The 25,790-nt window shown below is 73.5% G+C and carries 15 protein-coding genes; 7 read left to right on the forward strand and 8 right to left on the reverse strand.

Annotated elements, in window-relative coordinates; all coding sequences use genetic code 11:
- The first annotated feature begins 175 nt into the window (after positions 1-175).
- The 3 genes from ACFV04_RS02010 (at position 176) to ACFV04_RS02020 (ending at position 3,460) form a co-directional block, all read left to right on the forward strand.
- Positions 176-1,879: a GMC oxidoreductase gene (locus ACFV04_RS02010; RefSeq protein WP_380526158.1), complete on the forward strand. Its 1,704-nt coding sequence runs from the start codon at positions 176-178 to the stop codon at positions 1,877-1,879.
- Between the two features lie 68 nt (positions 1,880-1,947).
- A complete protein-coding gene (locus ACFV04_RS02015; protein ID WP_380339835.1) occupies positions 1,948-2,496 on the forward strand; it encodes a gluconate 2-dehydrogenase subunit 3 family protein in 549 nt (182 codons plus the stop codon).
- Positions 2,497-2,506: 10 nt separating this feature from the next.
- Positions 2,507-3,460, forward strand: a complete 954-nt coding sequence (locus ACFV04_RS02020) for a ferritin-like protein (RefSeq protein WP_380526160.1) — start codon at positions 2,507-2,509, stop codon at positions 3,458-3,460.
- Between the two features lie 243 nt (positions 3,461-3,703).
- Here the strand turns inward: ACFV04_RS02020 and ACFV04_RS02025 are convergent, their stop codons facing one another.
- Together ACFV04_RS02025 and ACFV04_RS02030 are read right to left on the reverse strand one after the other, a co-directional pair.
- Positions 3,704-4,168 carry a hypothetical protein gene (locus ACFV04_RS02025; protein WP_380526162.1) on the reverse strand — a complete coding sequence of 155 codons (465 nt, stop codon included), beginning with the start codon at positions 4,166-4,168 and terminating at the stop codon, positions 3,704-3,706.
- A gap of 217 nt (positions 4,169-4,385) precedes the next feature.
- Positions 4,386-5,612: an ROK family protein gene (locus tag ACFV04_RS02030; RefSeq protein WP_380526216.1), complete on the reverse strand. Its 1,227-nt coding sequence runs from the start codon at positions 5,610-5,612 to the stop codon at positions 4,386-4,388.
- Between the two features lie 434 nt (positions 5,613-6,046).
- Between ACFV04_RS02030 and ACFV04_RS02035 the strand changes: the two genes are divergently transcribed.
- Positions 6,047-7,810: a SpoIIE family protein phosphatase gene (locus ACFV04_RS02035; protein ID WP_380526164.1), complete on the forward strand. Its 1,764-nt coding sequence runs from the start codon at positions 6,047-6,049 to the stop codon at positions 7,808-7,810.
- Positions 7,811-7,945: 135 nt separating this feature from the next.
- Here ACFV04_RS02035 and ACFV04_RS02040 read toward each other — a convergent pair whose 3' ends face one another.
- The 6 genes from ACFV04_RS02040 to ACFV04_RS02065 form a co-directional block, all read right to left on the reverse strand.
- Entirely contained in the window at positions 7,946-15,139 is a 7,194-nt protein-coding gene (locus ACFV04_RS02040; RefSeq protein WP_380526166.1) for an amino acid adenylation domain-containing protein, read from the reverse strand.
- A gap of 102 nt (positions 15,140-15,241) precedes the next feature.
- Positions 15,242-15,544: an acyl carrier protein gene (locus ACFV04_RS02045; RefSeq protein ID WP_380339820.1), complete on the reverse strand. Its 303-nt coding sequence runs from the start codon at positions 15,542-15,544 to the stop codon at positions 15,242-15,244.
- A gap of 159 nt (positions 15,545-15,703) precedes the next feature.
- A complete protein-coding gene (locus tag ACFV04_RS02050; RefSeq protein ID WP_380526168.1) occupies positions 15,704-17,458 on the reverse strand; it encodes an ABC transporter ATP-binding protein in 1,755 nt (584 codons plus the stop codon).
- Positions 17,455-19,173, reverse strand: coding sequence for an ABC transporter transmembrane domain-containing protein (locus ACFV04_RS02055; RefSeq protein ID WP_380526170.1), 1,719 nt, complete (start codon positions 19,171-19,173; stop codon positions 17,455-17,457). The genes ACFV04_RS02050 and ACFV04_RS02055 overlap by 4 nt, the downstream gene beginning before the upstream one ends.
- A 207-nt stretch (positions 19,174-19,380) precedes the next feature.
- A complete protein-coding gene (locus ACFV04_RS02060; protein ID WP_380526172.1) occupies positions 19,381-20,139 on the reverse strand; it encodes a class I SAM-dependent methyltransferase in 759 nt (252 codons plus the stop codon).
- 99 nt (positions 20,140-20,238) lie between these two features.
- Positions 20,239-21,390: a GNAT family N-acetyltransferase gene (locus ACFV04_RS02065; RefSeq protein WP_380526174.1), complete on the reverse strand. Its 1,152-nt coding sequence runs from the start codon at positions 21,388-21,390 to the stop codon at positions 20,239-20,241.
- 193 nt (positions 21,391-21,583) lie between these two features.
- On the opposite strand from ACFV04_RS02065, the gene ACFV04_RS02070 reads away from it, so the two are divergent.
- From ACFV04_RS02070 to ACFV04_RS02080, 3 genes are read left to right on the forward strand one after another with little or no spacing between them, the layout of a single operon-like run.
- Positions 21,584-22,897 carry a peptide ligase PGM1-related protein gene (locus tag ACFV04_RS02070; protein ID WP_380526176.1) on the forward strand — a complete coding sequence of 438 codons (1,314 nt, stop codon included), beginning with the start codon at positions 21,584-21,586 and terminating at the stop codon, positions 22,895-22,897.
- A gap of 12 nt (positions 22,898-22,909) precedes the next feature.
- Complete coding sequence (locus tag ACFV04_RS02075; RefSeq protein ID WP_380526178.1) at positions 22,910-24,574, forward strand: AMP-binding protein; 1,665 nt, start codon at positions 22,910-22,912, stop codon at positions 24,572-24,574.
- Positions 24,565-25,719 (forward strand): glycine amidinotransferase, encoded by a 1,155-nt coding sequence (locus ACFV04_RS02080; RefSeq protein WP_360262611.1) that lies wholly within the window; start codon positions 24,565-24,567, stop codon positions 25,717-25,719. The genes ACFV04_RS02075 and ACFV04_RS02080 overlap by 10 nt, the downstream gene beginning before the upstream one ends.
- The last annotated feature ends 71 nt before the right edge of the window (positions 25,720-25,790 follow it).

A 25,790-nucleotide genomic window follows, 5' to 3' on the forward strand; every position in this document is an offset into this window, starting at 1 on the left:
CAGCGGATGCTGTCGTCGGTGCTGCTGACCAGCGCCTCGGCGCCGGTGACCGCCCTGATCACTCCTGGATCCACCGGTCGCGGTCCATCGCAGCCTCTGCGAGACTTGTCACGATTCAGTCACTGAGAGTGACGGCTTGTATCGCGCAGCGATATCCGGTGAAAAGAGTGGAATCGTGTCCGATATCCAGGCGTTCGACGTCATCATCGTCGGCTCCGGGGCTGCCGGTGGAATGGCGGCGCACGAGTTCTGTGCGGCGGGCGCCCGCGTCCTGATGCTGGAGGCGGGCCGGGACTACGATCCCGGCACCGAGACGCCGATGTTCAACACGCCGCAGGACGCGCCGCTGCGGGCGGCCTCGACGCCGGACAAGCCGCAGGGCTTCTACGACGCCACCGTCGACGGCGGCTCGCAGATCGCCGGTGAGCCCTACAGTCAGGCGGACCCCCCGAATCCGGACAAGTCGAATCAGTTCAGCTGGTGGCGGCCCCGGATGCTGGGCGGCCGCACCAATCACTGGGGTCGGGTGGCGCTGCGCTTCGGACCGTACGACTTCAAGCCGAAGACCCGCGACGGACTGGGCTTCGACTGGCCGATCGAGTACTCCGACCTGGCACCGTGGTACGACAAGGCCGAACGCCTCATCGGCGTCACCGGCCTTCCCCACGGGATCGAGAACGCCCCCGACTCCCCGCCCGGCGTCCAGCTCCCACCGCCGCCCCCGCGCGCCTTCGAGATCGTCCTCAGCCGTGCGTTCGAGCACCTGGACATGAAGGTGGCGTCGATCCGGGCGGCCGTGCTCACCCGCCCGTTGAACGGCCGCGCGGCGTGCCTGTACTCGACCCAGTGCACCCGCGGCTGCGCCAGCCGCTCCAACTTCCAGAGCACGACCGTCCTCATTCCTCCGGCCCGCGCCACCGGCAATCTCACCGTCGTGTGCAACGCCATGGTCTCCCGGGTCGACGTCGACGCGACCGGGCGGGCCGCCGGGGTCACCTACAACGACCGGGTGACCGGCTCCGAGTTCTCGGTCACGGGGCGGGTGGTGGTGCTGGCGGCGGGAACCTGCTCGTCGGTGCGCATCCTGCTCAACTCGCGAAGCGCTGCGTTCCCCAACGGGATCGGAAACGGCCACGGGCTGGTCGGCAAGTACCTGATGGACTCGGTCGAGTTCTCGCGCTCGTCGCGAATTCCGATGCTCGAAAAACTCCCCGTGCTGAACGACGACGGCATCTTCACCCCGCACATCTACGTGCCGTGGTGGCTGCTGCCCGAGCAGGCCGCCGGGCAGCTCGGGTTCCCGCGCGGGTACCACATCGAGCCGCGCGGGGGTCGCAGGATGCCGACCACCGGCATCGGAAGCCTGATCGACGACGCCGGCGCGACCTACGGCGACGCCCTGCGGGCGGAGGTCCGGCGGAGGTACGGCACGGCCGTCACTCTCATCGGCGAAGGCGAGATGATCCCGAACGAGGACTCCTTCTGCGAGCTCGATCCGACGGTCAAGGACAAGTGGGGAGTTCCGGCCCTGCGGTTCCACTGGAAATGGGGAGATCCGGAAGTCCGGCAGGTCACGCACATGCACGACACCTTCAACAAGGTCTTCAGCCTGCTCGGCGGCGCGCCGGACACCAGTCCCGTCGTGATGCCGCAGGGCGGCGGAGCGGTCCACGAGGTCGGCGGCGCGCGGATGGGGACCTCGCCGCAGAACTCCGTGCTCGACGCCTACAACCAGTGCTGGGACGTGAGGAACCTGTTCGTCGTCGACGGCGCCGCATTCGCGTCGAGCCCGGACAAGAACCCGACGCTCACCATCCTGGCCCTGGCCGCGCGGAGTTCGGCCCGCATCCTCGAACTGCTCAGGAGCGGCGGGATCTGACCGCACCACGCGCCCGACAGTCGAGCGAGCGCGACCGGATGACGGTACGTCGGAAGCGAGAGGAAGAGATGGACCAGCACAGTGCCGCCGGGGTCGGTACCGCACCGCAGGGCTACGGCACCGATCCCAACCTCGTGACACCGCACACGCCTTGGCCGCGCACGCTCTCGGAGCGCGAGCGCGCACTCGTCGCGGCCCTCGCCGACATCGTTCTGCCGGGCACCCCCGAGTACCCGGCGCCGAGTGCGATGGGGATCGCCGACTTCTTCGACGACTGGGTGAGCGCTCCCTACAAGACCCAGCAGGGCCACAGGACCGTCATCACGACCGGCCTCGCCACGGTCGACGCGGAGGCGCAGCGCCAGTTCGGGACGGGGTTCGTCGAACTGGACGGCTCCCGGCAGCGCACGATCGTCGACCGGATCGCGTCGACCACCGCGACGGACCGGAGCTTCTTCATCAGGTTCCGGTCCCTGCTGCTCACTGGCTACTTCACCTCCGACATGGGGTTCGAGGCGATCGGTTATCCCGGGAACGTGCCGCTGCTCGCCTTTCCGGGCGTCCCGCCGGAGGCGCAGCGCATCATCGACGACGAGCTCAGGAAGTTGGGGCTGTAGCGTGAATCCGGTGACCGCGGGCACTCCGCGTATGAAGACCGTCAGGGAGTACGTCGAGGCGGGAGTTCTGCCGCTGGACGACCTCAAAGGCGCCTTGCATCTCGCGATGCGGCTGGAATTCGCCACCATCCCGCCGTATCTGTGTGCGCAGTGGTCGGTCAAGGAGGACCCGGACCGCACCGAGGGTGTGCTGCACAGAATCGTCAGCCAGGAGATGAACCACTTCGCGCTGGCCGGAAACCTGCTGGCCGCGATCGGTGGCCGGCCGTCGATCGCGCACCCGGACTTCCTGCCGACCTATCCGGCCGACGAGCTGCCCGGCGGCATTCCGCAGCAGCTTCCGGTTGATCTGAAGCCACTGGTCAAGGACCAGCTCGCGGTGTTCATGCAGATCGAGTACCCGGAGTTCCCCCCGATCGCCCTCCTGGCCGGGCGGCCGCCTGCCACGATCGGCGCCTTCTACGACACGATCATCCGGACGTTCCGGAAGCTGGAGCCGGCGATCGACCCGAAGGCCCACGCGGTGGCGGTGCCGTTCGCGAAGTCGATCGGAACCGTCGCCGACGCGGTCGACACGATCGACCGGATCAAGAGCGAGGGAGAGGGGACGCAGGGCTCACCCGATCAGCCGCCGGGGGAGGGCGAGAGCGGCCACGCGCACTACTACCTGTTCAAGGAGCTCTACGTCCAGAAGCGGCTGGTCAAGACCGGCGACAAGTGGAGCTTCAGCGGAGCTCCCGTCATCCTGCCGGAGGTGTACGACTTCGCGCCCTCCCAAGCCCGGCCGAACCCCTCGACCGAGTTCAACCGCACCCTGTCGAAGCTGCTGGTCGACCTGGAGACGTGCTGGACGTCCGGCGCGCCGCCGAACGTGGCGGCCATGTTCCAGCTTCAGATCCTCGGACGGGACCTGATCAATCGGGGGATCCGTCCAGAGTTCCGGTGGGATGACGGAGCGGCCTGAGCGGGCTCTGCGCGTCCTGGCGGGACCGGCCGGACACACGGCGGCCCGGAGGCGGGCAGTGACGTTCGGCCCGGGCACGGCGGGCATGCCGACCGGTTACGCGCAAGCAGTCCGACTCGCCGTCGAGAAGCGCCTGTACCGCCTCGTCGAAATCCGGACGCTTGACCCACTTGCGCACCCGCACCCGCCGTTGCGTCACCGGGCCGCCCGGGCCGAGCCCCCGCCCCGGACGGCCCGTCCCCGTCAGGCCTGCCAGTGCGGCTTCCCGCTGACCATCCGGCAGGTGATCGCCCGGCCGCTCGCGTCGTGCGTGCTCTTCCCCAGGTCCCCGTTGCGGCAGAACTGCCCGGCCTCGTAGCAGTTGCCGGCGTTCGAACGGATGTCGCACCCGGTGCCGGCGGCGGCCGGCGCGGTGGGCGCCGGCTCCGGATCGGTCGGCGGCTTCGCGGTGGTCACCTTCGGCTGCGAAGCCTTGGGCGTCGGCGGCTGGGACCGGGCGGCGGGCGATTCCGGGGGTGTGGTGGCGGCCGGCGCGACCGCCGAGGTGGCGGGCGCGGCCGGGGCGGCGGCGGTCGGCGTGGCCGACGCCGCGGCCTTGCCGTCGGCAGCCGACGGGTCGCAACCGGTCAGCGCCAGACCGACGGTGAGGACGAGTCCGGCGAATCCGGCCAGGCCGGCCCGGCGGCGCCCGGGTATCCGTGCAGGCATGTGAGGAGAACGCTCCGTTCCGTTTGGATGAGTCGTGCGATTCAAGCAGGCGCCCCACACGCTGCGAGCACCGTTTCCCCACTCGTTGGCAGATCGAGACCTGCCGACCACCGAGCGTCACCACCCCCGTGACCGTCACTACGCTGCGCCCCGCACCACCCTCCCCCGGCACCCCGGCACCCCGGCACCGCGACATCCCGGCCCCCGGGGCCGACGGTCAGCGCAGCCCCGCCGTCCGGCGCTCGAACACCTCGGGCCGGGCGGTCTCCAGCGCCGTGGAGACCGCGCCGAGGAGCACCGCCTCCTCCCCGAGCAGGCTGGGCGCGAGCGTCGGACGCATCGGGGCGATCCGGTGCAGGGCCGCCTCCAGCGGCTCCAGCAGCAGGTCCGCACTGCTGCCGATGCCACCGCCGAGCACCACCAGGTCCGGGTCCAGCACGGCGGACAACACGGCGACGGCATAGGCGAGTTGTTCGGCCTCCCGCTCCACCGCCCGGAGCGCCGCGGCCTCCCCCGCCCGGGCCCGCTGGAAGACCTGCTTCGCCGTCACCTGACGCCCTGCGCCGTCGTCCGCGCCCAGCCCGAAGTCCCGCGCGGTGCGCACCACGGCGTCCGCGGCGGCTTCCTGCTCGATGGTCGCCGCGGGCTCGTCGGCCCGGGCCGGCAGCGGGACCTGACCGATCTCGCCCAGCGCGCCGTGCGCGCCGAGCAGCAGTTCGCCGTCCTTCACCACCCCGAGCCCGAGGCCGGTGCCGACCAGCAGGTAGGCGAACATCCGGCTGCCCCGCCCGGCGCCCAGGGTGTACTCGCCGAGCGCGGCCAGGTTGGCGTCATTGGCCACCGACACGGCCGTGCCCAGTCCCTCCCCGATCCGGTCGAACAGCCCCGGCCGGCCCCAGCCGGGCAGGCTGGAGGCGTAGCGCACCCCGCGGCGCTCCTCGTCCCACACGCCCGGGGTGCCGATCACCGCGTGCACGATGCCGTCCGCTGCCAGGCCCGCCTCGGTGGTCGCCTCGTGCGCGGCCGCGACCACGGTGTCCGCGACGGCGTTCGCCGAACGGCCCCGGTTGGCCACGTCCCGGCGGGCGACGACCGTCCCGGAGAGGTCCGCGACGGCCACCCGCAGCCGGGCCCGGCCGATGTCCACGCCGAGCACGTGCCCGGCCGTCGGGTCGACCTCGTACAGCACGGCGGTGCGGCCGCGTTCGGGGGCCAGCCGCCCGGCCTCGCGGACCAGCCCGGCCTGTTCCAGGGCGGCCAGCGCGGCCGAGACGGTCGGCTTGGACAGACCGGTGTCCCGGGCCAGCTGGGCGCGCGAGGAGCCACCGCCGGTGCGCAGCAGCTCCAGCAGCAGCCACTCGTTGTTGCTGCGCAGCCGCTGCCGGTTCCAGGGCACCGCGGGGGCCCCGGCCGCCGGGCGACTGGTCGGCTGGTGGGGGCTCATCGGTTCCTCCGGTCTGGTGCTCACGGACGTCTCCGGCACGGTCTCACGCGGGCCTGACACTGCTCTGGCGTTGGTCTTGAGGCCGGTCCGACGCTGACCCGACTCCGTTCCGACGCCGGTCCGGCATCGGTCCGGCGGCGGTCCGGCGGCGGTCGGCCGGTGCTCCGGCACGGTGTGCGACGCCCGCTGTCGGACGCCCGGTGTCGGAGCACCGGCCCAAGTATGACCGGTGATCATCCGGCATTCGTCCGCCGGACCCCGGCCGTTGCCCGACACGTCGTCCGGGTGACCGGTCCCCGTCACCGGGGCGACGGTTCCCCCGCCGTCCGGGGTCGAGCCGCGCCGGTGGCGGCCGCGTTACCGCACCGCGTCCGGCCGGTCAAGGTTTCCTCCAGTTGTGGGCGTGCCGCGCCCCGGCGCGTGATCATGGACGTATGCACTTCCGGCACCACAACCGAGCAGAGGGCTCCCCGCCCGCGCCACCGGACACCCGGTCGCTGGCGGCGACGGCGGCGGCCCTCGCCGCCAAGCTCGGCTCGATCACCGGCAGTGACCACGGCGACGACGACCCCGACCTGGTCCGCGCGGTCCTCGCCGACGCCCCCGTCGGCATCGCCGTGCTCGACGAGCACCTGCGCTGGCACCACCTCAACGCCGCCTTCACCACCACCACCGGCCTGCGCCGCGCCGACCTGCTCGGCCGACCCGTCGAGGCCACCGCCTTCGCCGGTGCCGCCACCACCCTGCGCCGCGTCCTCGCCGACGGCCGCGACCGCGAGCACGCGACCGGCGGGCCCGACGGCCCGGGCCACGCCGTCCCGCCCGGCCTGCGGGTGCGCTACCGGCCGCTACGGCACGCCGGACGGACCACCGGTGTGATCGTCGTCGTCCTGGACGACCCCGACCCGGCCCGCGACCAGCTCCGCGAACTCGCACAGGCCCGCGCCCGCCTGGCGCTGCTCGACGCCGCCACCGAACGGATCGGCACCACCCTCGACATCGCGACGACCTGCACCGAACTCGCCGACTTCGCCGTCCCCGGCATCGCCGACCTCGCCGTCGTCGACGTCCTGCCGCCCGAGGCCGAGCCCGCCCGGGCCGGCCGGGGCGCTCCCCGGCGGTTGCACCGCGCCGCCGTACGGGCCGTCCCGTCCTTGACCGCCGCCCTCGCCGACCTGGCCCGCCCCGGCGAATCGATCCGCCACCGGGAGGACTCGGCCGCCGCCCGCAGCTTCACCGGCGGCATCGCCGTGCTCACCGAGCCCGGTGCCGAGGACGCCTGCCCCGCCGGGACCGCCTCGCTGCTCGTCCTGCCGCTCGCGGCCCGGGGCGACCTGGTCGGGCTGCTCACCCTCGGCCGCACCGCCGCGACCCCGCCGTTCACCTCGGATGAGGCCGCCCTGTTCGGCGATCTCGCCGCCCGGGCCGCCACCGGCATCGACAACGCCCGCCGCTACACCCGCTCCCAGGGCATCGCCCTCGAACTCCAGCGGGCCCTGCTCAGCGAACCCGGCAACCCGCACCAGAACCTCGCCCTCGCCTCCCGCTACCTGCCGTCCGGCTCCAGCTCGGTGGTCGGCGGCGACTGGTACGAGACGGTCCGGCTGCCGTTCGGCCGCACCCTGCTCGCCATGGGCGACGTCATGGGGCACGGCGTCGAAGCCGCCGTCGACATGAGCCACTACCGCTCCGCGCTGCGCGACATCGCCGGCATGGACCTGCCCCCGCACCGGATCCTGCGCCAGCTCGACACCGTGATCTCCGCCGACGACTCGGCCCGCCCCGCGACCTGCCTGCTCGCCCTCGCCGACCCCGGGCGCGGCCGCTGGACCCTCTCCAGCGCGGGCCACCTGCCGCCCGCCCTGATCACCCCCGACCAGCCGACCGAGCTGCTGCGCCTGCCCACCGGCCCGCCGCTGGGCACCGGCCTCGGCGGCTACGAGCAGACCGGCCACCCGCTCGTCCCCGGCCAGACCCTGCTGCTCTACACGGACGGCCTGGTCGAACGCCGCGGCGAGGACATCGACACCTCCCTGGACCGCCTCGCCGCCCTGCGCCTGCCCGCCACCGGCGACCTCGACGACCTCCTCGACGCCGTCCTCCACTCCCTGGTCCCGCCCCCGTCCCCCACCGCCGCCGCGTCCCCCGCCGCCGAGGACGACATCGCACTTCTCGCCGCCCGCGCCAAACCCCGCTGACGGGCCGGGCACGCCGGGCCGGCGCCGGGCCGCCCGGAGGCGGGGGCCTCCGGGCGGCGTGCTCCGGGTCCGGGGTCCGCGGGTGCGAGTGCGAGGACCCGGGGCGCGGCCCGGGCGGTGCCCGCGCCGACGGCGTCAGCCGTGGTCGCGGACGGTCCCCCGGAGGCCGTCCGCGAGCGAGCGCACGATCGGGTAGCGCAGGAACGAGTAGTGGTCGCCCGGCGTTCCGAGCACGTCCAGGTCCGGCACGTACGGCTGCCAGGTCTCCCGGATCGTGCTCCCGATCCAGTCCGGCAGCCGGCGGTGCTGCGCCTCGTACAGGGTGACGGGGAACTCCACCGGTGCGGGGGCGTACCCGAGGAGGGCGGTCCCGATGCCCCGCATCACGGTCAGGTGGCGCACCAGGTCGTCGCCGGAGACCTCGTGCAGCTCCGGCGGGATGTTCAGCTCCGTGAGTCCCGCGGCCACGTCCTCCGGCAGCCCGGCCGCGGCGTGCCCTTCCGCGAGCCGGGCCAGCAGACCGTCGATCGCCGCGATGTTCCCGCGCACGCCCTCCCGGTACTCGGCCGTCGGCAGGATGCCGTCCAGGGCGACGACCCGTACGGTGTGCCCGCCCGCGTGGAGCAACCGGGCCGTCTCCAGCGCCAGGACCGCGCCGAAGGACCAGCCCACCAGCAGGTGGGGCCCGTCGGGGCGGCTTTCGAGGATCGCCTCGCAGCAGCTGCGGGCCATGGCCGGGATCTGCCAGTGCGCCGCGTCCGGCCGGTCCCACCAGGACAGTTCGACGCCGAGCACCCGGGCGTCGGCGCTCAGCGCGCGGGCCAGCGGGACGTAGCCGGTGATGTTGCCCGCGATCACCGGGAAGCAGAAGACGGCGTGCGCGGAGGTGCTGTCGTTCAACGGGGTGACCGTGCCGCGCCCGGCCGTCCCGACGGCGCCGTCGAGGCCGTCCCGCCCGAGGTGCTCGGTGATCCGGGCGATGGTCTGGTGGCGGACCATCATCCGCGGGGTGAGGTGGATGCCCAGCCGACCGGCCCGGTGGACGACCCGGATGCTGAGGACGGAGTCCCCGCCGAGTTCGTAGAAGTTGTCGTCGGCACCGACCCGCGCCACCCCCAGGACCTGCTCCCAGACCCGGGCCAGTGTGCGCTGGACCGGTCCGGCCGGCGCCGCGTACGCCCGGCCGGTGTCCGGCCGCGACCCGTCCGGGGCCGGCAGGGCCCGCCGGTCCACCTTCCCGTTGACCGTCAGCGGCAGCGCGTCGACCACCACCACGGCGGGCACCAGGTACTCCGGCAGCCGCTGCCCGGCCCGTCGCCGCAGCGCGGCCACGTCGACCGGCCCGCCCGGTTCGGCGGGCGTCACGTAGGCCACCAGCCGCCGCTCCCCCGGTTCGTCCTCCCGGGCCAGCACCACCACGTCACCGATCGGTCCGGCGGCGCGCAGGGCGGCCTCCGCCTCGCCCGGTTCGACCCGGACGCCCCGGATCTTCACCTGGTCGTCGGAGCGGCCGAGGAACTCCAGGTCCCCGTCGGCCCGCCACCGGGCGAGGTCGCCGGTGCGGTACATCCGCTCGCCGGGCGCACCGTACGGGCAGGCGACGAACCGCTCCGCGGTCGGCGCGACGCGCTTCCAGTAGCCGCGGGCCAGGCCGACGCCCGCGATGTAGACCTCGCCGGGGATCCCGACCGGCACCGGGTTCAGGTACCGGTCCAGCAGGTACACCCGTTTGTTGGCGATCGGCCGGCCGACGACGTCCTCGGCGCGCTCCGCCCAGTCCTCGGGAGCGGGCCAGTAGGTGCTGGTCATGGTGCACTCGGTGGGCCCGTACTGGTTGACCAGGGCGCCCGGCAGGACACGGCTCCCGTGCTGCCCGGCGAGCCGCAGGCTCTCGCCGCTGGCCACCGTCAACCGCACCCGCGCCAGGGCGTGTTCGGCCTCGGGCAGCGCGAGGAGCGCCCGTAGCTGGGACGGGACGGTGCTGAGCAGCACCTCCACCCGGTGGCGCTCGATGCAGTCCGCGATCGCGGACGGGTCGAACGGGCCGTCGTGCGGGGCGAGGACGGCCGTGGCTCCGCAGCTGAGCGGCCCGAGCAGGTCCCGGACCGAGGCGTCGAAGCCGATGGACGCCAGTTGCAGGACCCGGGTGCCGGGGGTGACGCCGTAGCGGGAGGTGACGAAGGACAGGTAGGCCGTCACGCCCTGGTGCTCGACGGCGACGCCCTTGGGTGTGCCGGTGGAGCCCGAGGTGTGGACCACGTACGCGAGGTCGCCGGGCCGGGCCGACGGTGCGGGGTTCCGGTCGGGGCAGGCGGCGAGGACGGGCGCGTCCCGGTCCAGGCAGACGGCCGTGGTGCCGACGCCGAGCCCGTCCCTGAGCTCCCGGCGGGTGACGAGCAGCGCCGCCCCGCTGTCGGCCACCAGGGCCGCCAGCCGCTCGCGGGGGTGGACCGGGTCCAGGGGCACGTAGGCGGCGCCGGACTTGAGGATGCCGAGCAGGGCCACGGCCAGTTCGGGACCGCGTTCCAGACAGACGCCGACCAGGGTGCCCGGGCCGGCGCCGAGCGCCCTGAGGTGGTGTGCGAGCCGGTTCGCGCGCCGGTTGAGTCCGTCGTACGTCAGCTCCTCGTACGGCGTCCCGGCGCCACCCGCGACCAGTGCGACGGCGTCGGGCGTGCGGGCGGCCCGGTCCTCGAACAGCTGGTGGACGCAGCGGTCGTCCGGGTAGGGCGCGGCGGTGTCGGTCCACTCCTCCAGCAGCTGCCGCCGCTCGGGCCCGGTGAGGACGGACAGTTCGGAGAGCGGGCGGTCCGGGTCGGCCACCGCACCGGCCAGCAGGGTCCCGAAGTGGCCGGCCATCCGTGCGATGGTGCCGGGTTCGAAGAGGTCGGTGCTGTACTCGATCGCACAGTCCAGCCGGCCGTCGGCCTCGTGCACCGAGAGCGTCAGGTCGAACTTCGCGACCTGCTGTTCCCATTCCTCCGGCGCCACGGTGACCCCGTCGAGCGTGAGCGGCGTCCTCGGGGTGTTCTGGAACGTGAACAGCACTTGGAACAGCGGGTTGCGGCCGAGGTCGCGGTCCGGGCGCAGTTCCTCCACCAGGCGCTCGAAGGGCAGGTCCTGGTGCGCGTAGGCGCCGAGCGCGGTGTCCCGGACCTGGGCGAGCAACCCGGTGAACGAGGGGTTCCCCGCGAGGTCCGCGCGGAGCACGAGCGTGTTGACGAAGAACCCGACGAGCCCTTCGGTGTCGGCCCGGTGGCGGTTGGCGATCGGGGTGCCGACGGCGATGTCGTCCTGGCCGGCGTAGCCGGACAGCAGGGCCTGGAAGGCGGCGAGCAGGGTCATGAACGGCGTCGCCCCCTCGCGGCGGGAGAGCGCGTTCAGTGCCGCGGTCAGCTCCGCCGTCAGCGTGAACCCGTGGCTCGCCCCGCAGCCGGAGCGGACTTCCGGGCGCGGCCGGTCGGTGGGCAGCTCCAGCGGTGTGAGGCCGCTCAACTGTCGTCGCCAGTAGTCCAGTTGGCCATCCAGTACCTCACCACGCAGCCAGTCCCGTTGGCACGCCGCGAAGTCGGCGTACTGGATCGCCGGTGCCTCCAGAGGGGACGGCAGGCCCCGGCGGAACGCCGCGTAGAGGACGGCGAGTTCACGGTTGAGCAGGCCCATGGCCCAGGCGTCGACGGCGATGTGGTGCACCGCGAGGACCAGGACGTGTTCGTCGGCCCGGACCCGCAGCAGCCGCGCGCGCAGCAACGGGGCGACGCCCAGGTCGAAGGGTTCGGCGCTCTCGGCGGCGATGGCGGCCGACACCTCGGCCTCGGCCCGTTCGACGGGCAGCCCGCTCAGGTCGGTCAGCGGCATCGCGGGGACGGCGGACCGCTCGATCACCTGGACGGGAACGCCGTCCTCGGCCTCGAACCGGGTGCGCAGCACCTCGTGCCGGGCGACGAGTTCGGCGAGGGCCCGCTCCAGGGCGTCCGCGTCCAGTGCGCCGGTGAGCCGCAGCATCCGCAGGACGACGTACTCGGCGCTGTCGGGGACGAGTTGGTCCAGCAGCCAGAGCCGTTCCTGGGCGAAAGAGACGCGCAGCGGTCCGTTCCTCGGCACCTGCCGGATCGGCGGCATGCCCGGCAGCGGGCCGGCGCCCGGGCCCGACTCGCCGGTCGCGGTCACGATCTCCGCCAGTGCGGCCACCGTCGGCGCGGCGAAGACGCTCTGCACACCGAGAGCGTCCCCGAACTCGCGGCGCAGCTGGGAGACCACCCGGGTGGCGAGGAGGGAGTGGCCGCCGAGCTCGAAGAAGTTGTCCTCGCCGCCGACCCGCTCGACGCCCAGGACCTGTTCCCAGACGCGGGCGATCGTCTGCTGGACCGGTCCGGCCGGCGTCACGTACGTCCGGCCGGTCTCCGGTCGCGACCAGTCCGGGGCGGGCAGTGCCCGCCGGTCCACCTTCCCGTTGACCGTCAGCGGCACCGCGTCGATCACCACCGTGTGCGCCGGGAGCAGGTGGGCCGGCAACTGCCGGCCCGCCCGTCGCCGCAGCCCGGCCAGGTCGACCCCGCCACCGGGTTCGGCGGGTGTCACGTACGCGACCAGCCGCCGGTCCCCCGGTGCGTGCTCGCGCGCGATCACGACCGCGTCGCCGACCAGCCCACCGGCGCGCAGGGCCGCCTCGACCTCGCCCGGCTCGATCCGGACGCCGCGGATCTTCACCTGCTTGTCGGTGCGGCCGAGGAACTCCAGGTTCCCGTCCGCCCGGCGGCGGGCCAGGTCGCCGGTGCGGTACATCCGCTCCCCGGGCGCACCGTACGGGCAGGCCACGAACCGCTCCGCCGTGGGTGCCGGGCGGTTGAGGAAGCCGCGGGACAGCCCGGCCCCGGCCACGTACAGTTCGCCGGGCACCCCGACCGGCACCGGGTTCAGGTGCCGGTCCAGCACGTACACCCGGGTGTTGGCGATCGGTGTGCCGATCGGGATCACCGGATCCGACACGCGGTCCGGTGCGACGTCCGCGCCCAGCGTCCAGATGGTGGTCTCGGTCGGCCCGTACAGGTGGGTGAGCCGGCGGACCTTGGGGCGGGTGACGGCCGCGAGCCGGGGGTCGAGCGCCTCCCCTCCGAGCAGGACGTGCAGGCGGTCGGACAGGTCGGGCATCTCCTCGACGACCAGTCTCCACAGCGGTGGGGTGGCCTGCAGGACGGTGATCCCCCGGGCGGTGAGCAGCGCGGCGAGCCGGGCGGGCGCGGTGGTCTCCTCACGGGTCGCGAGGTGCACCTGGGCGCCGTACACCAGGGGCAGCAGCAGGTCGATGCCGGACGGGTCGAAGGTGTACGGGGCGACCGCCAGCAGCCGGTCGTCCGGTCCCAGCCGCAGGATCTCCTGCATCGCGAGCAGGCCGTTGACCAGGTTGCCGTGCCCGGTCTGGACGCCCTTGGGCGTGCCGGTGGAGCCCGAGGTGTGGATGACGTAGGCCAGGTCGCCGGGCGCGGACCGGCGCGGCGGGGCGGCGACCGGCTGGTCGGCGGTGTCGTCGGTGTCGGCGGCCGGGTGGTCGGCGGTGTCGGCGGTGTCGGCGGTGTCGGCGGCCGGGCCGTCGTCGAGGCAGAGCACGACCTGACCGGCCCGGACGGGGATCCGCTCGACCAGGTGCCGCCGGGTGACGACCACCGGGGCGGAGATGTCGGCCAGCAGGAGCCCCAGCCGGTCGCGCGGGTGGTCCGGGTCCAGCGGGACGTAGGCACCGCCGGACTTGAGGACGCCCAGGAGCGCCACGACCAGCTCGGGGCTGCGGTCCAGGCAGAGGCCGACCAGGGTGTCCGGCCCGACGCCGGCCCGGACCAGCCGCTGCGCGAGTCGGTCGGCCGGCCCGTCGAGCTCGCGGTAGGTCAGCGCGCGGTCGCCGCACACGAGGGCCGTCCGGTCCGGCGTCCGCGCCGCCTGGGCTGCCACCAGCTCGTGCACCCGGGTGTCCGGGTAGGTCACCGCGGTCCGGTTCAGGTCGCTGATCAGCCGGTGTTCCTCGGGGGCGGTGAGCAGGGGCAGCCGGGAGACGGCGCAGGCCGGGTCGGCCGCCGCACCGGCCAGCAGGGTGAGGTAGTGGCCGGCCATCCGTTCGACGGTGGTCCGGTCGAACAGGTCGGTGGCGTACTCCAGGATCCCGGTGAATCCGGCGTCGGTCTCCGCGAGTTCCATCGACAGGTCGAACTTGGCGACGTCCAGACCCAGCGGTTCGGCGCTGACGGCGATCCCGGGAAGCTCCCAGCCGGGCCCGGCGGCCCGGGTGTCCTGCAGGTTGAACATGGTCTGGAACAGCGGGGTCCGGGCGAGGTCGCGTTCGGGGGCGAGGTGCTCGACCAGCCGCTCGAACGGGAGGTCCTGGTGGTCGTAGGCGGCCAGCGCCGTCTCCCGGACCTTCGCCAGCAGCTCGGCGAAGGACGGGTCCTCACCGAGGTCCGTCCGCAGCACCAGGGTGTTGACGAAGAAGCCGACCAGCCCTTCGGTCTCGGACCGGTTGCGTCCGGCGACCGGTGTCCCCACCGCGATGTCGTGCTGGCCGGTGTACCGGGCCAACAGCACCTGGAAGGCCGCCAGCAGGCCCATGAACGGCGTGACCCGGTGGGCCCGGAACAGCTCCTTGAGCCGTCCTGCCAGGTCGGCGGGTACGCGGAAGGCGAGCGTGTCGCCGCGCGGCGACCGGACCGCGGGCCGGGGCCGGTCGGCGGGCAGCTCCAGCGTGGCCAGTCCGGCCAGTCGGGCGGTCCAGTGCGCGAGTTGCCCCGTCAGCACCGGCCCGTCCAGGGAGTCCCGCTGCCAGATGGCGAAGTCCGGGTACTGGATGGGGAGTTCCGGCAGGTCGGCCTTCCGGCCCGCGCGGTGCGCGGCGTACAGCCGGCTCAGCTCCTCGACCACGATCCCGACCGACCATCCGTCGGCGACGATGTGATGCAGGGTCAGCACGAGCAGGTGCTCGGCCGGGCCCTGCCGGTACAGCACGGCCCGGAACAGCGGACCGCGCCGAAGGTCCATCGGGGCCGTCGCCGTCGCCGCGGCCTCCCCCGGGCCGGCCGGTGCGCGGACCACCCGCAGGACGTCCGGCTCGGGGGCGAGCACGAGCTGACCGGGCCTGCCGTCCCGCTCCCGGAGGACGGTCCGCAGTGACTCGTGCCGGGCGACCAGGTCGGCGACCGCGGCGGACAGCGCCGCGACGTCCAGGTCCCCGGTCAGCCGCAGCACCGAGGGGATCAGGTACTCGGTGCCTCCCGGGGCCAACTGGTCCAGGAACCAGAGTCGTTGCTGAGCGAAGGAGGCCGGTAGCAGGACATCGTTCGGCATCTTTTCCCCCTGGTCCGATTCAACGTGATCCGGTTCGACGCGATCCGATGTCGACCCGGCCCGGACCGGTGTCGATCCGGGCGACTCGAAGGGCCCGCCCCGTCAATCGGCCCGACCGGGCTCGTCGGCCCGCGGGCCGGACCCGGAATCCGGCCCGGAACCGACCGGCCCGGTGCTTCCGATGTACGCGGCCTGCGCACCGATCGTCCGGTGCCGCAGGAGTTCCGCGACGGTGAGCGCCGCCCCGGTCCGCGTGAGAAGGGCCCGCTGCAGCCGGATGGCCAGAAGGGAATTGCCGCCGCAGTCGAAGAAATCGCGCTCGGGCTCGTCCGGGGCCGACCCGAAGACATCACACCAGGCCGCCCGTACGTCCTCCAGTATCCGCTGGCTCAATGGGAAAATCACCCCCTCCCCTACGACGTTCTCCGGCAGACGGATTTCACGACAGGAATTCGGGCGGCGCGCACTCTCGGGTCGTGTCGGCGGCCCGGGAGCGGACGCGTCCCGGGCCGCGCCCAGGTCCTGAACCTGGACCTGGACCTAGCCCTAGCCCTAGCCCTAGCCCTAGCCCTGCCAGGCGCACCAGAGGCTCGCGTAGACGCCGTTCTTGGCGAGCAGTTCCTCGTGCGTGCCGAACTCGGCGATCCGGCCGTCGTCGAGCACCGCGATCCGGTCGGCGTCCTGAGCGGTGTGCAGACGGTGGACCACGGCGACCACCGTCCGGCCGGTGGTGACGGCGGCCAGGGATCGCTCCAGGTGCCGGGCGGCCCGCGGGTTCAGCAGCGAGGTCGCCTCGTCCAGGACGAGGATGTCCGGGTCGGCCAGGAGCAGGCGGGCGAGGGCCAGTTGCTGCACCTTCGCCGGGTCGAGCGCCTGACCGCCGGGGCCGACCTCGCGGTCCACTCCCAGCTCCTCGGCCCACTCCCAGGCGTCGACGGCGCGCAGGGCGTCGGCGATCTCCTCGTCACCGGCGTCCGGGCGGGCGATGGTGAGGTTGTCGCGCAGGGTGCCCCTGAAGACGTGGTGTTCCTGGGTCACCAGGGCGACCGTGCCGCGCCGATCGGCGGGGGCGAGGCCCGCGACCTCCCGGCCGCCCACCGTGATGCCTCCGCCGTGCGGGGTGTAGATCCCCGCGAGCAGCTTGGCCAGCGTCGACTTGCCGGCGCCGGAGGGGCCGACCACGGCCAGCCACTCCCCCTGGCGGATCGTCAGGTCTATCCCGCACAGCACGTCCCGGCCCGGCTGGTAGGCGTAGCGGAGGTCCCGGACCTCGATGTCCCTGGCCTCGGCGTCCCGCCGGCCGCCGGCGCTGCGCCCGGTGCCCGCGGTGGCGGCCGCCACGGCCGGCTGCCGGAACCGCGACAGCCCCAGCAACCGCGCGAGCGCGGCGGCGGCCGACTGCAGCGAGTCCAGCCAGAACATCAACTGGTCCAGCGGATTGAGCAGTTGGGACGCATACAGGGTGCCGGCGGTGACGGCGGCGAGCGAGACCGTGCCGTGCAGGTAGAGCGTGCCGCCGAAGATCAGCATGGCGGCCACCGGCAGGGCGTAGCTGGTGTCGCAGAGCGGGAGGAAGACGTTGCGCAGCCGCAGGGTGTGGCGCTCGGCGGCGTAGGAGGCGGCGATGGACTCGTCGACCTCGTCCATCCGGCGGGCGGCCAGCCGCAGCGATTCGACCGTGCGGGCGCCCTCGACCGTCTCGGCCAGGCTCTCCGTCAGCCGGGAGTAGGTGGCCGCCTGACGCAGGTAGCCCTGGTGTGCCCGGCGCAGGTACCAGCGGCCGGCGCCGTAGAGCACCGGCACCGAGAGCAGGCAGGGCAGCAGCAGGAGCGGGCTGATCAGCAGGAGGGCGCCCAGGGTGAAGCAGACGATGCCGACCGAGGTCATGGTGGCCGGGATCGCGGACCGGATGGCGCCGGAGAGCTGGTCGATGTCGCGGGTGGTGCGGGTGATCAGGTCGCCGGCGTCGGTGTCCTCCACGGTCTCCGGCGGCAGGGCCAGCAGGTCGGTGACGAAGTCCTCGCGCAGGTCGGCCAGGACCTTCTCACCGAGCCTGGCCGCCGCGTACTCGGCGAGCCGGACCAGCACGGCTTGCGCGGCCAGGCACCCGAGGATCAGCAGGACCAGGCGCAGCACGGTGTCGTGGCCGTGGGTGACGTCGGCCACCAGGGTGCCGAGCAGCCAGGGGGCGAACAGTCCGGCGACGGCGGCGAGCGCCTGGAGACCGACCACCAGGGCGAATTCGCCCCGGTGGGCGAGGACGGCGCGCCGTGCGTACGCGGCGAGTTCGCGTGTGGTGGCGACGGGCAGGTCGCTCATGCCGCCTCCGCCTCCGCCCGGCGCTCGACCAGTTCGCGGTAGCGCGGGTCGGCCGTCAGCGCCCGGTGCGAGCCCTCCGCCGCGACGCTGCCGTCCAGGACCAGGGCGACGTGGTCGGCCCGGTGGAGCAGCACGGTGCTGGTGGTGAACACGACGGTGGCCTTGCCCCGGCGCAGTCGTGCGATGCCTTCGGCCATCCTGTTCTCCGTGTGCGCGTCGACGGCGTTGGTCGGGTCGATCAGGATCAGCACCTCCGGGTCGGCCAGCAGCGCGCGGACCAGCCGCAGCCGCTGTTGCTGGCCGCCGGAGAACTCCCGCCCCCCGGCGGCGATCTCGGTGTCGAGCCGGTCCGGCAGGGCCTCGACGATGTCCCGGGCGGCCGCTGCGTCGACGGCCGCCCAGAGGCGGTCGTCGGAGTCGGTGCCCGGCGGCCGGTCCGCCGTGTCGAGTTCTCGGCGCAGCGGCCCGGCGAACAGGTGGTCCTCGGCGGTGACGACCAGGATCCGCTCGCGGACCCGGGCCAGCGGCAGCTCGGTGAGCCTCCGTCCGGCGTAGGTGGTCCCGGAGTCGGTGTGGCGTCCCAGCCGGTCGGCCAGGGTGACCGCGTCGGCGGGGGAGCCGACGACGGCGGTCAGCCCCTCGGCGGGCACCCGCAGGCCGGAGTCGGGGTCGGCGAGCGGGCCGGGGACGGGCACGGCGCCGGTGTCCGGGCCGGGGTCGAGGTCGGGTTCCGTGCGGAGCAGCCGGACGACGTTCTCCGCGGCGACGTGGCCCTGCATGGCCTTGGAGACGGCGAAGGTGATCTGGTTGGTGGGGATCACCAGGTAGGTGGCGTAGCCGTAGAAGGCCACCATCTGCCCGGCGCTCAGCTTCTGGTCCAGGACGAGTTCGCCGGCCAGTGCCACCACGCCGGCCAGCAGCAGGCTCGGCAGGAAGGTCCTGGTGGCGCCGAGCACCGCCGAGGCGCGGCCCTGCCGGAGCGCGGTGGCCCGCAGACGCTGCGAGCCCTCCCGGTAGCGGGCGGCGAACAGGTCCTCGCCGCCGATCCCGCGCAGCACGCGCAGGCCGCGCACGATGTCGACGGCCTGGTCGGTGAGTTCGCGCTGGCGGGTGCGGAGCCGGCCCTGCCGTTCGCGCAGCACCCGGGCGAGCCGGGTGGTGACCACGAGCATCACCGGCACCGCGACCAGCACCAGCAGGCCGACCTGCCAGGAGGCGACCAGCATGAACACCGCGACGGCGACGAAGCCGACCACGCCGCCCACGCCGCGGGCGCCGACCTCCAGGGTCTGGCCGATCAGGCCGATGTCGGAGACGCCGACGGTGACGAGGTCACCGGCCGAGACCTTGCGCCCGACCGTGGCGCCCAGCTCGCAGGCCTTGGCGGTGACGAACCGCATGGTCTCGTACGCCGGTTCGACCCGCAGCCGGGTCTCCAGGCGTTCCACGGACATCGCCGACAGCGCGGAGAGCACACCTGCCCCGAGCACGGCCAGTCCCCAACCGACCAGTGCGCCCTGGTCCTTGGCGACCAGGCCCTGATTGACGGCCTGCCCGATCACGGCGGGCGTCAGCCCGAGCCCGGCCGCCCACAGGATGTTGCCGAGGCAGTCCAGCAACAGGACCCGGCGGTGGCGGACGGCCATCCGCAGCAGGTACCGCCACGGGCCGCGCAGGTCGGGTACCCCGGGTTCCCGGTCGAAGAAGTCACGCACCGCTCAGCCCTGCCAGGTGAAGCCTGCCCCACACGTGCGCCTCCATCTCGGTTCGTCGGCAGGGCCATTAACCTCGGACCGCACGCGGTTTGTCCATCGTCCAAGGTCCGCGGCCCGCGGCCCGGGCGGGTCCTGACGGCGCGCGTTCAACTGTCAGGTGTTCTCGGTTGAACGGCGCCGCGCCGGTGCGGGCCCACCGGTTCGGGTTCAATCCGTCCGGCGGTAGACGGAGATGACGTTGCTGGCGGCCGGACCGCTGGGGTCGGCACGCCAGGAGCCGCCGCGCCAGTTGGCGATCCGTTTGACCAGCCGCAGCCCGGCCAGCCGGGCCATCAGGTCCTGTTCGGACGGCAGCAGCATCCGCTGGGTGAACCGCCGGACCCGGTGACCGCCCTCGTCCACGTAGAGCACGCTCTGGTCCAGCAGCAGCGACTTCCAGTCGAACCGCTGGGTGCTGATCCCCATGCCGGTTCCGGCCGGCTGCAGGGCGCTGATCCGTTCGCCGTCCTCCAGGGCCCGCAGCGGCGGGTGCAGGTTCTCCACGACCAGGCTGCCGCCGGGCGCCAGGTGGGCGGCGGCGTTGCGCACCACCGCGAGCTGGGACTCCTGGGTGGTGAAGTGCAGCAGCAGGTTGTAGACGCAGAGCACCAGGCCGAAGCGCCGGTCGGTGGTCCAGTCCTGCGCGTCGCCCCGCACCAGGGTCAGGTTTTCCGGCAGCGGTGTCCTGGCGGCCGCCGCCAGCATCTCCGCCGAGCTGTCGACGCCCAGCACGCTGCGGACCTTTCCCGCCAGCGGGACGGCCAGCCGGCCGGTGCCGACGCCGAACTCCAGCACGTCTGCGCCGGCCGCCAGTTCGGCGAGGTAGGAGACGGTGAGCGGGGTGTCGATCCGGGCGTGTTCCGCATCGTACCGGGCGGCCTGGTCGGCGTCCCAGCCGGGCTCCTCCATGGGCGTCCTCTCGTCCATCGGTGTCCTCTCCTCCACGTCGGCCCCTTCCGGGGTGTCCGTTCCCTGCGGCATCTGCCGCCCCTCCGTCGTGTCCCGTCCCTGCGGTCGGCCCCGGCGTCAGCGGCCGAGCCACGGTCGCCACAGCTCCCGGTCCAGCAGGTGCGGCAGGGCCGTGAACTGCTGTTCCCAGTAGCGCCGTACGCCGGTCCGCGCGGTGGGCGCGGCCGGATCGCTGCGAGCCGTGCCCGCCGCGGGCAGCGCCACCGAGGCGAGCGGGCCGATGCGGGCGCCGCGCGCGGCCTTGGCGTCGTGGGATCCCGAGCCCAGGTGGAGACCGCGCAGACCGGCCTCGTAGCAGTACCGGAGCGGCTCGTAGATCACCACGTTGAAGTAGGGATAGGCCCCGGCCGCGGCATCGTGGTCGAACCCGGAGGCCCGCAGGTAGAGCCACTCCCCCCACCGGTAGGCGAGCGCCATCCCCACGGCCGTCGGCCCGCGCCGGCAGACGAACAGCACGCCGTTGCCGTCGAGGGCCGCGCTCTGCCGCTCGAAACGGTCGCGCAGCCGGGCCTCGTCCTCCTCGATCCCGTACTTCTCGTTGCCCAGCCGGGCGAACCGCGCGATCAGGCCGGGCCGCCCGGACGGGTCGAGCCGGACCGTGTCGAGGCCCCGCTCGGCGAAGCGCCGGAGCTCCTTGCGGGTCGTCTTGCGCCGGGTGGCGGTGAGGGCGGCGAGGTAGTCCTCGAAGCCGCTGCCGGGAGCATCGAGCCAGGCGTCGCCGCTGTAGCTGAGCACCGGCTCGACGTCCTCGGCGTACCCGCCGACCTGCTGCAGGCCGGGAGCGTCGAGGTACAGGAGGTACGCGTGTTCCTGTCCCTGCGCCGCGGCGAGGGCGGCCAGCCGGTCGAGCAGCGCGGCGACGGTGGCGCGCCGTTGCGGCTCGGTGAGCCGGTCGGCCAGCAGGATCCGGTTGCGGTAGCCGCTGCGGCTGCCGGCCAGGCAGTACCGGCCGTCCCGGCCCGGGGCGGCCGTGCGGAAGACCGACCCCGGGTCGTAGTAGGGGTTGGGCTCCCGGGCCGTCAGGTAGACCGGCAGCGCTCCGGCCGGCCCGGCGCCGTCGTGGGCCAGCAGGTAGTGGCACCGGCCCGGTGTCTCCTGTTCGACGAGGGTCAGCCACGCGTGGGAGGCGTACAGCCCGCCCCCGGCGGCCACCGTCGCCCAGTCCGCGGCCGGAACTGCCGCGAGCGTGTCGTGCACCCGTACCTGCATCGTGACGAAATCCCCTCGTGAATTGCCGGACCCACCGGCCGACGGTGGTGCAATCGCCCGCGGAATGCGCGCCGGGCCGTCGCGGGACCGAATGTGCACGCGCTTGCACGCCGGACCTTCTGTGACATCATCCGACGGGGCGGAAATCGGACTGACGGTCATTCATCCGCCATGGTTTCCAGAGAGGGCTGAGATGGCAAGGGTTCTCATAGGCAACGACTGGGACGAAAACCTGGGAAAGCACGCCGACGGTGCCATCTGGTGGGTCAACCACTTCGTCTGGTTCGCCCGGAACCACGATGTCCTGGTCCTTCCGGAAGCTCCGGAGGAGGAATTCCTGCAATACGTGACCGCGCACACCGGAGTCGACCGGGAAACGCTCACCGTCGTGGTTCCGCCGAGGGAATCCTCGTCGAGTGCCGGAATGCTCACCGGGGAGCAGATCAGCGATCCGCAGCTGGCCGTCGAGGTGCTGGCCGCACTCGACGGGCGACCGGTGGACGAGGTGTTCGCGATGTGGCCGCACACCTCGGTGGCGGTGCTGGCCGACCGGCTGCGGGCCCGCTCGGCACTGCCCGGGTACGCGTTCGTCGACCAGGGCGGCGGCGCCGTGGTGACCAGCAAGGCGGTCTTCCGCGCGGCGGCCGCGGGCGCGGGGGCTCCCCTGCCGGAGGGCGCGGTGTGCGCGGACCTCCGGGCCGCCGAGGAGGCCGTCACCAGGCTGATCGAGCGGGGCCACAGTGCGATGGTGAAGCTCGAGTACGGCGCCGGCGGCGGGGGCAACGAGGTGCTCAGCCCGGTCGACGGCATGCGGCCGGTCGGCGCGCGGCGGACGGTGCGACTGACCGACCGGGCGGCGGTGCGCCGCCACCTGACGGAGAACTGGTCCTGGCTCACCGACGATGGTGCCCATCTGCTGGTCGTCGAACGGTACTTCAACGACAGTCGCGCCTACTACGCCGAGTTCTCCATCGAGGACGAGGAGGTCGTCTTCGGCGGTATCGGCGAACTGATGCACGCCCCGCGCTACCTGGCCGAGGTGACACCGCCCGAACTCGACGCCGAACTCCAGGCCGCGCTGATCGCCGGTGGACGGAAGGTGTGCGCGCCGCTGCACGCCATGGGCTACCGGGGCCGGCTGAGCGCGGACGCGATCATCACCCCGGACCGCCAGGTGCTCTTCACCGAGTGGAACGGCCGGATCACCAGCTCGACGCATGCCTACGACGTCCTCGGGGAGGTCGTGGTGGGCCCGGGCTACACCAAGGACCGGGTCCTGCTCACCAACGTCTGGCCACGCGGCTGGGCCACCCCGTCCTTCGAGGCGATGCGCGACGCCATCGCCGGTGCGGGGCTGGCCTACGACCCGGCCACCCGGACCGGCGTGATCGTGGTCAGCGGCTACAACCGGGAACGGCACGGCGCGACCTACTGCACGGTGGCGGCGGACCTCGACGACGCCTGGGAGGTCAACGAGAGGCTCGGCGAGCTGTTCATCCCCGCCTGAGAGGAGCGCAGCATGACCCGGAACCAGACCGAACACCCCGGCGACCGACCGCCGGCCGCCGCACCGCCGGGACCGGACGGGACGCTGATCCACCGGTTCCGCGGGACCGTCGCCCGGTTCGGCGACCGGCCCGCCGTGCACGGCCCCTCCGGCAGCCTGACCTACCGCGAGCTGGACGTCGCCTCGGACACCCTGGCCGCCCGGATCCGGTCCACGGCCGGCCCCGGCGACCTGGTCGCGCTCTGGTGCGGCCACGACATCGCGTCGGTCGTCGCCGCCCTGGCGGTGCTCAGGACCGGCGCCGCCTACCTGCCGCTCGACCCGCAGGAACCCGCTGCACGGTCGGGCGCCGCGCTCACCGCCACCGGTCCGGCGCTGATCCTGACCGACGCCGCCCACGCCCGGGCAGCCGAACGCGCCGCCGAGGGACGACCGGTGCTGCGCGTGCCGGCGACCGGGGACGGACCGGCCGACCCGACGACCGGGGCACCGGGCACCGCGGGGGTACCGGGCACCGCGCGGGTACCGGACACCACGGGGGTACCGGACACCACGGGGGTACCGGACACCGCCGGGGCACCGGACACCGCCGGAGCACCCGCCTGCGTCCGGCCGGACGGCACGTCGCGGACCGACCGGGAACTGCTGGCGCAGGCGCTCCGGTTCGCAGGACGCCTGGGCCTCACCCCCGAGGACCGGGTGCCGCTGATCGCCCGGCACGCCCTGGACGACGCGGCCCCGGAGCTGTTCGGCGCCCTGCTCAGCGGCGCGAGCCTGCACGTCGTCAATCCGTACGCGGCCCCGCCGGCGACCCTGCTGGGCGACCTCGCCCGGCAGCGGGCCACCGTCCTGCACTGCACGCCCGACCTGCTGCGGCTGTTCCTCGTCCAGCTGGCGGCCGGCGGGCCCGCGCCGGCGCTCCGCGCCGTGGCGGTCGCCGACGCCGACGCCGACGCCGACGCCGACAGGACCGCGGGCTCCCCCCTCGCCAACAGCGAAACCGCGGACCTGGCACGGCACTTCCCCACGGCCGGACTGTTCGTCGAACCCGCGCCGCGGTACCGGCCCGAGCCCGCCGAGGCGGAAGTGCTGCTGCGCGCCCATCCCACGGTCCGGCACGCGGCCGTGTCGGCCGACCCGGCGGCGCCGCCCGGCGGCCGCCTGACCGGGTACGCCACCTCGCGCGGCCTGCAGGCCGCCGTGCCGGAGGAGTTGCTGCGGTACCTGCGCGAGGCACTGCCCGACTACGCGGTACCGCACCGGATCGTGGTGCTGCCGCGGCTGCCGCTGGATCCGGCCGGCCGGCTCGACCGCTCCCGGCTGCCCGCACCACCGGCGGCGGAGCCGGCGGACGACGTGCCGCGCACCGCGCAGGAGCGCCGGGTCGCCGCGCTCTGGTGCGAGGTGCTCGGCCGTGACACCGCCGCGCTCCCGGACCAGTTCTTCGCCCACGGCGGCGACTCGGCCCGCGTCATGCAGCTGCTGCAGCGGGTCAGGGCCGAGTACGGCGTGGCCCTCTCCGTGCCGGCGTTCCTCGCCGCGCCCACCCTGAGGACCCTGACCCGGCTGCTCGCGGCCCCGCGCCCCGCCAAGGCCACCGACTCCACCACCACCGGGCCCGGATCCGCCCGGGTGTCCGGACAACCACCGCAGAAGGAGGCAGGCCCATGCGCCTGAACAGCTACGACGGTTGGTCTCCGCTCCAGGAGGTCATCGTCGGGTCCGCCGAGAACTACACGACGCACGAGGCAGAACTCTCCTTCAAGCTGTTCTTCTACGACCAGCTCTCCGAACAGAAGTCCTTCTACGACCGGCAGTACTACCCGGTGATCTCCCCGCCCGGCGCCGGCGGGCGCCCGGAGGCGGGCGTGCAGTCGCCCATCAAGAGGCGGTACGTGGAGGAGCTGAACGAGGACGTCGAGGGCATCGCGCAGACCCTGGAGTCCCTCTCGGTCACGGTGCACCGGCCGATGCCGCTGGCCGAGGTCTCCCAGGTGGAGACCCTGGCCTGGCCGGCCGCGGTGCTGCCGCCGCTGAACATCAGGGACAACACCCTGATCCTCGGCGACGAGATCATCGAGACCCCGCCGCAGGTCCGGTCGCGGTACTTCGAGACGCAGCTGCTGAAGAAGGTGTTCCAGGGCTACTTCGAGCAGGGCGCCCGGTGGACGGTGATGCCCCGGCCGATCATGACGGACGCCTCCTTCGACCCGTCCTACGCCGAACGCTCGCCCGGCGGACCGGCCGAGTTCATCAAGCAGCCCTCGGCCTCGCCGTACGACACGGGATTCGAGATGATGATCGACGGCGCCCAGTGCCTGCGCCTGGGCAGGGACCTGATGATCAACGTCTCGACGAAGAACCACGCCCTGGGCGTGGACTGGCTCGAACGCCACCTGGAGGGCCGGTTCCGTATCCACCGTGTCTCGATGACGGACAACCACATCGACAGCATGGTGCTGGCCCTGCGCCCCGGCCTCCTCCTGGTGCGCACGCCGCGGGTCGCCGAGATGCTGCCCGAGCCGCTGCGCAAGTGGGACATGATCTTCGCGCCCGAGCCGGAGGTCAACGCCTTCCCGTCCTACGACGACGACGACCTGGTGCTCACCAGCCCGTACATCGACCTCAACGTCCTCTCGGTCGACCCGGAGACGGTCCTGGTGAACGAGGCGTGCCCGGAGCTGATGCGGACCCTGGAGCGGCACGGCTTCACCGCCGTCCCGGTCCGCCACCGGCACCGCCGGCTGTTCGGCGGCGGGCTGCACTGCTTCACCCTGGACACCGTCCGCCGTGGCTCGGTGCTGGAGGACTACCTCGGCTGAGCCGTGGAAAGCCGTTCAGGGGCGGTCCCGTGGCGGGACCGCCCCTGAACGTCCGCGCCCGACGAACCCGG

It is taken from the genome of Kitasatospora sp. NPDC059599 (assembly GCF_042735125.1).
GTDB lineage: Bacteria > Actinomycetota > Actinomycetes > Streptomycetales > Streptomycetaceae > Kitasatospora.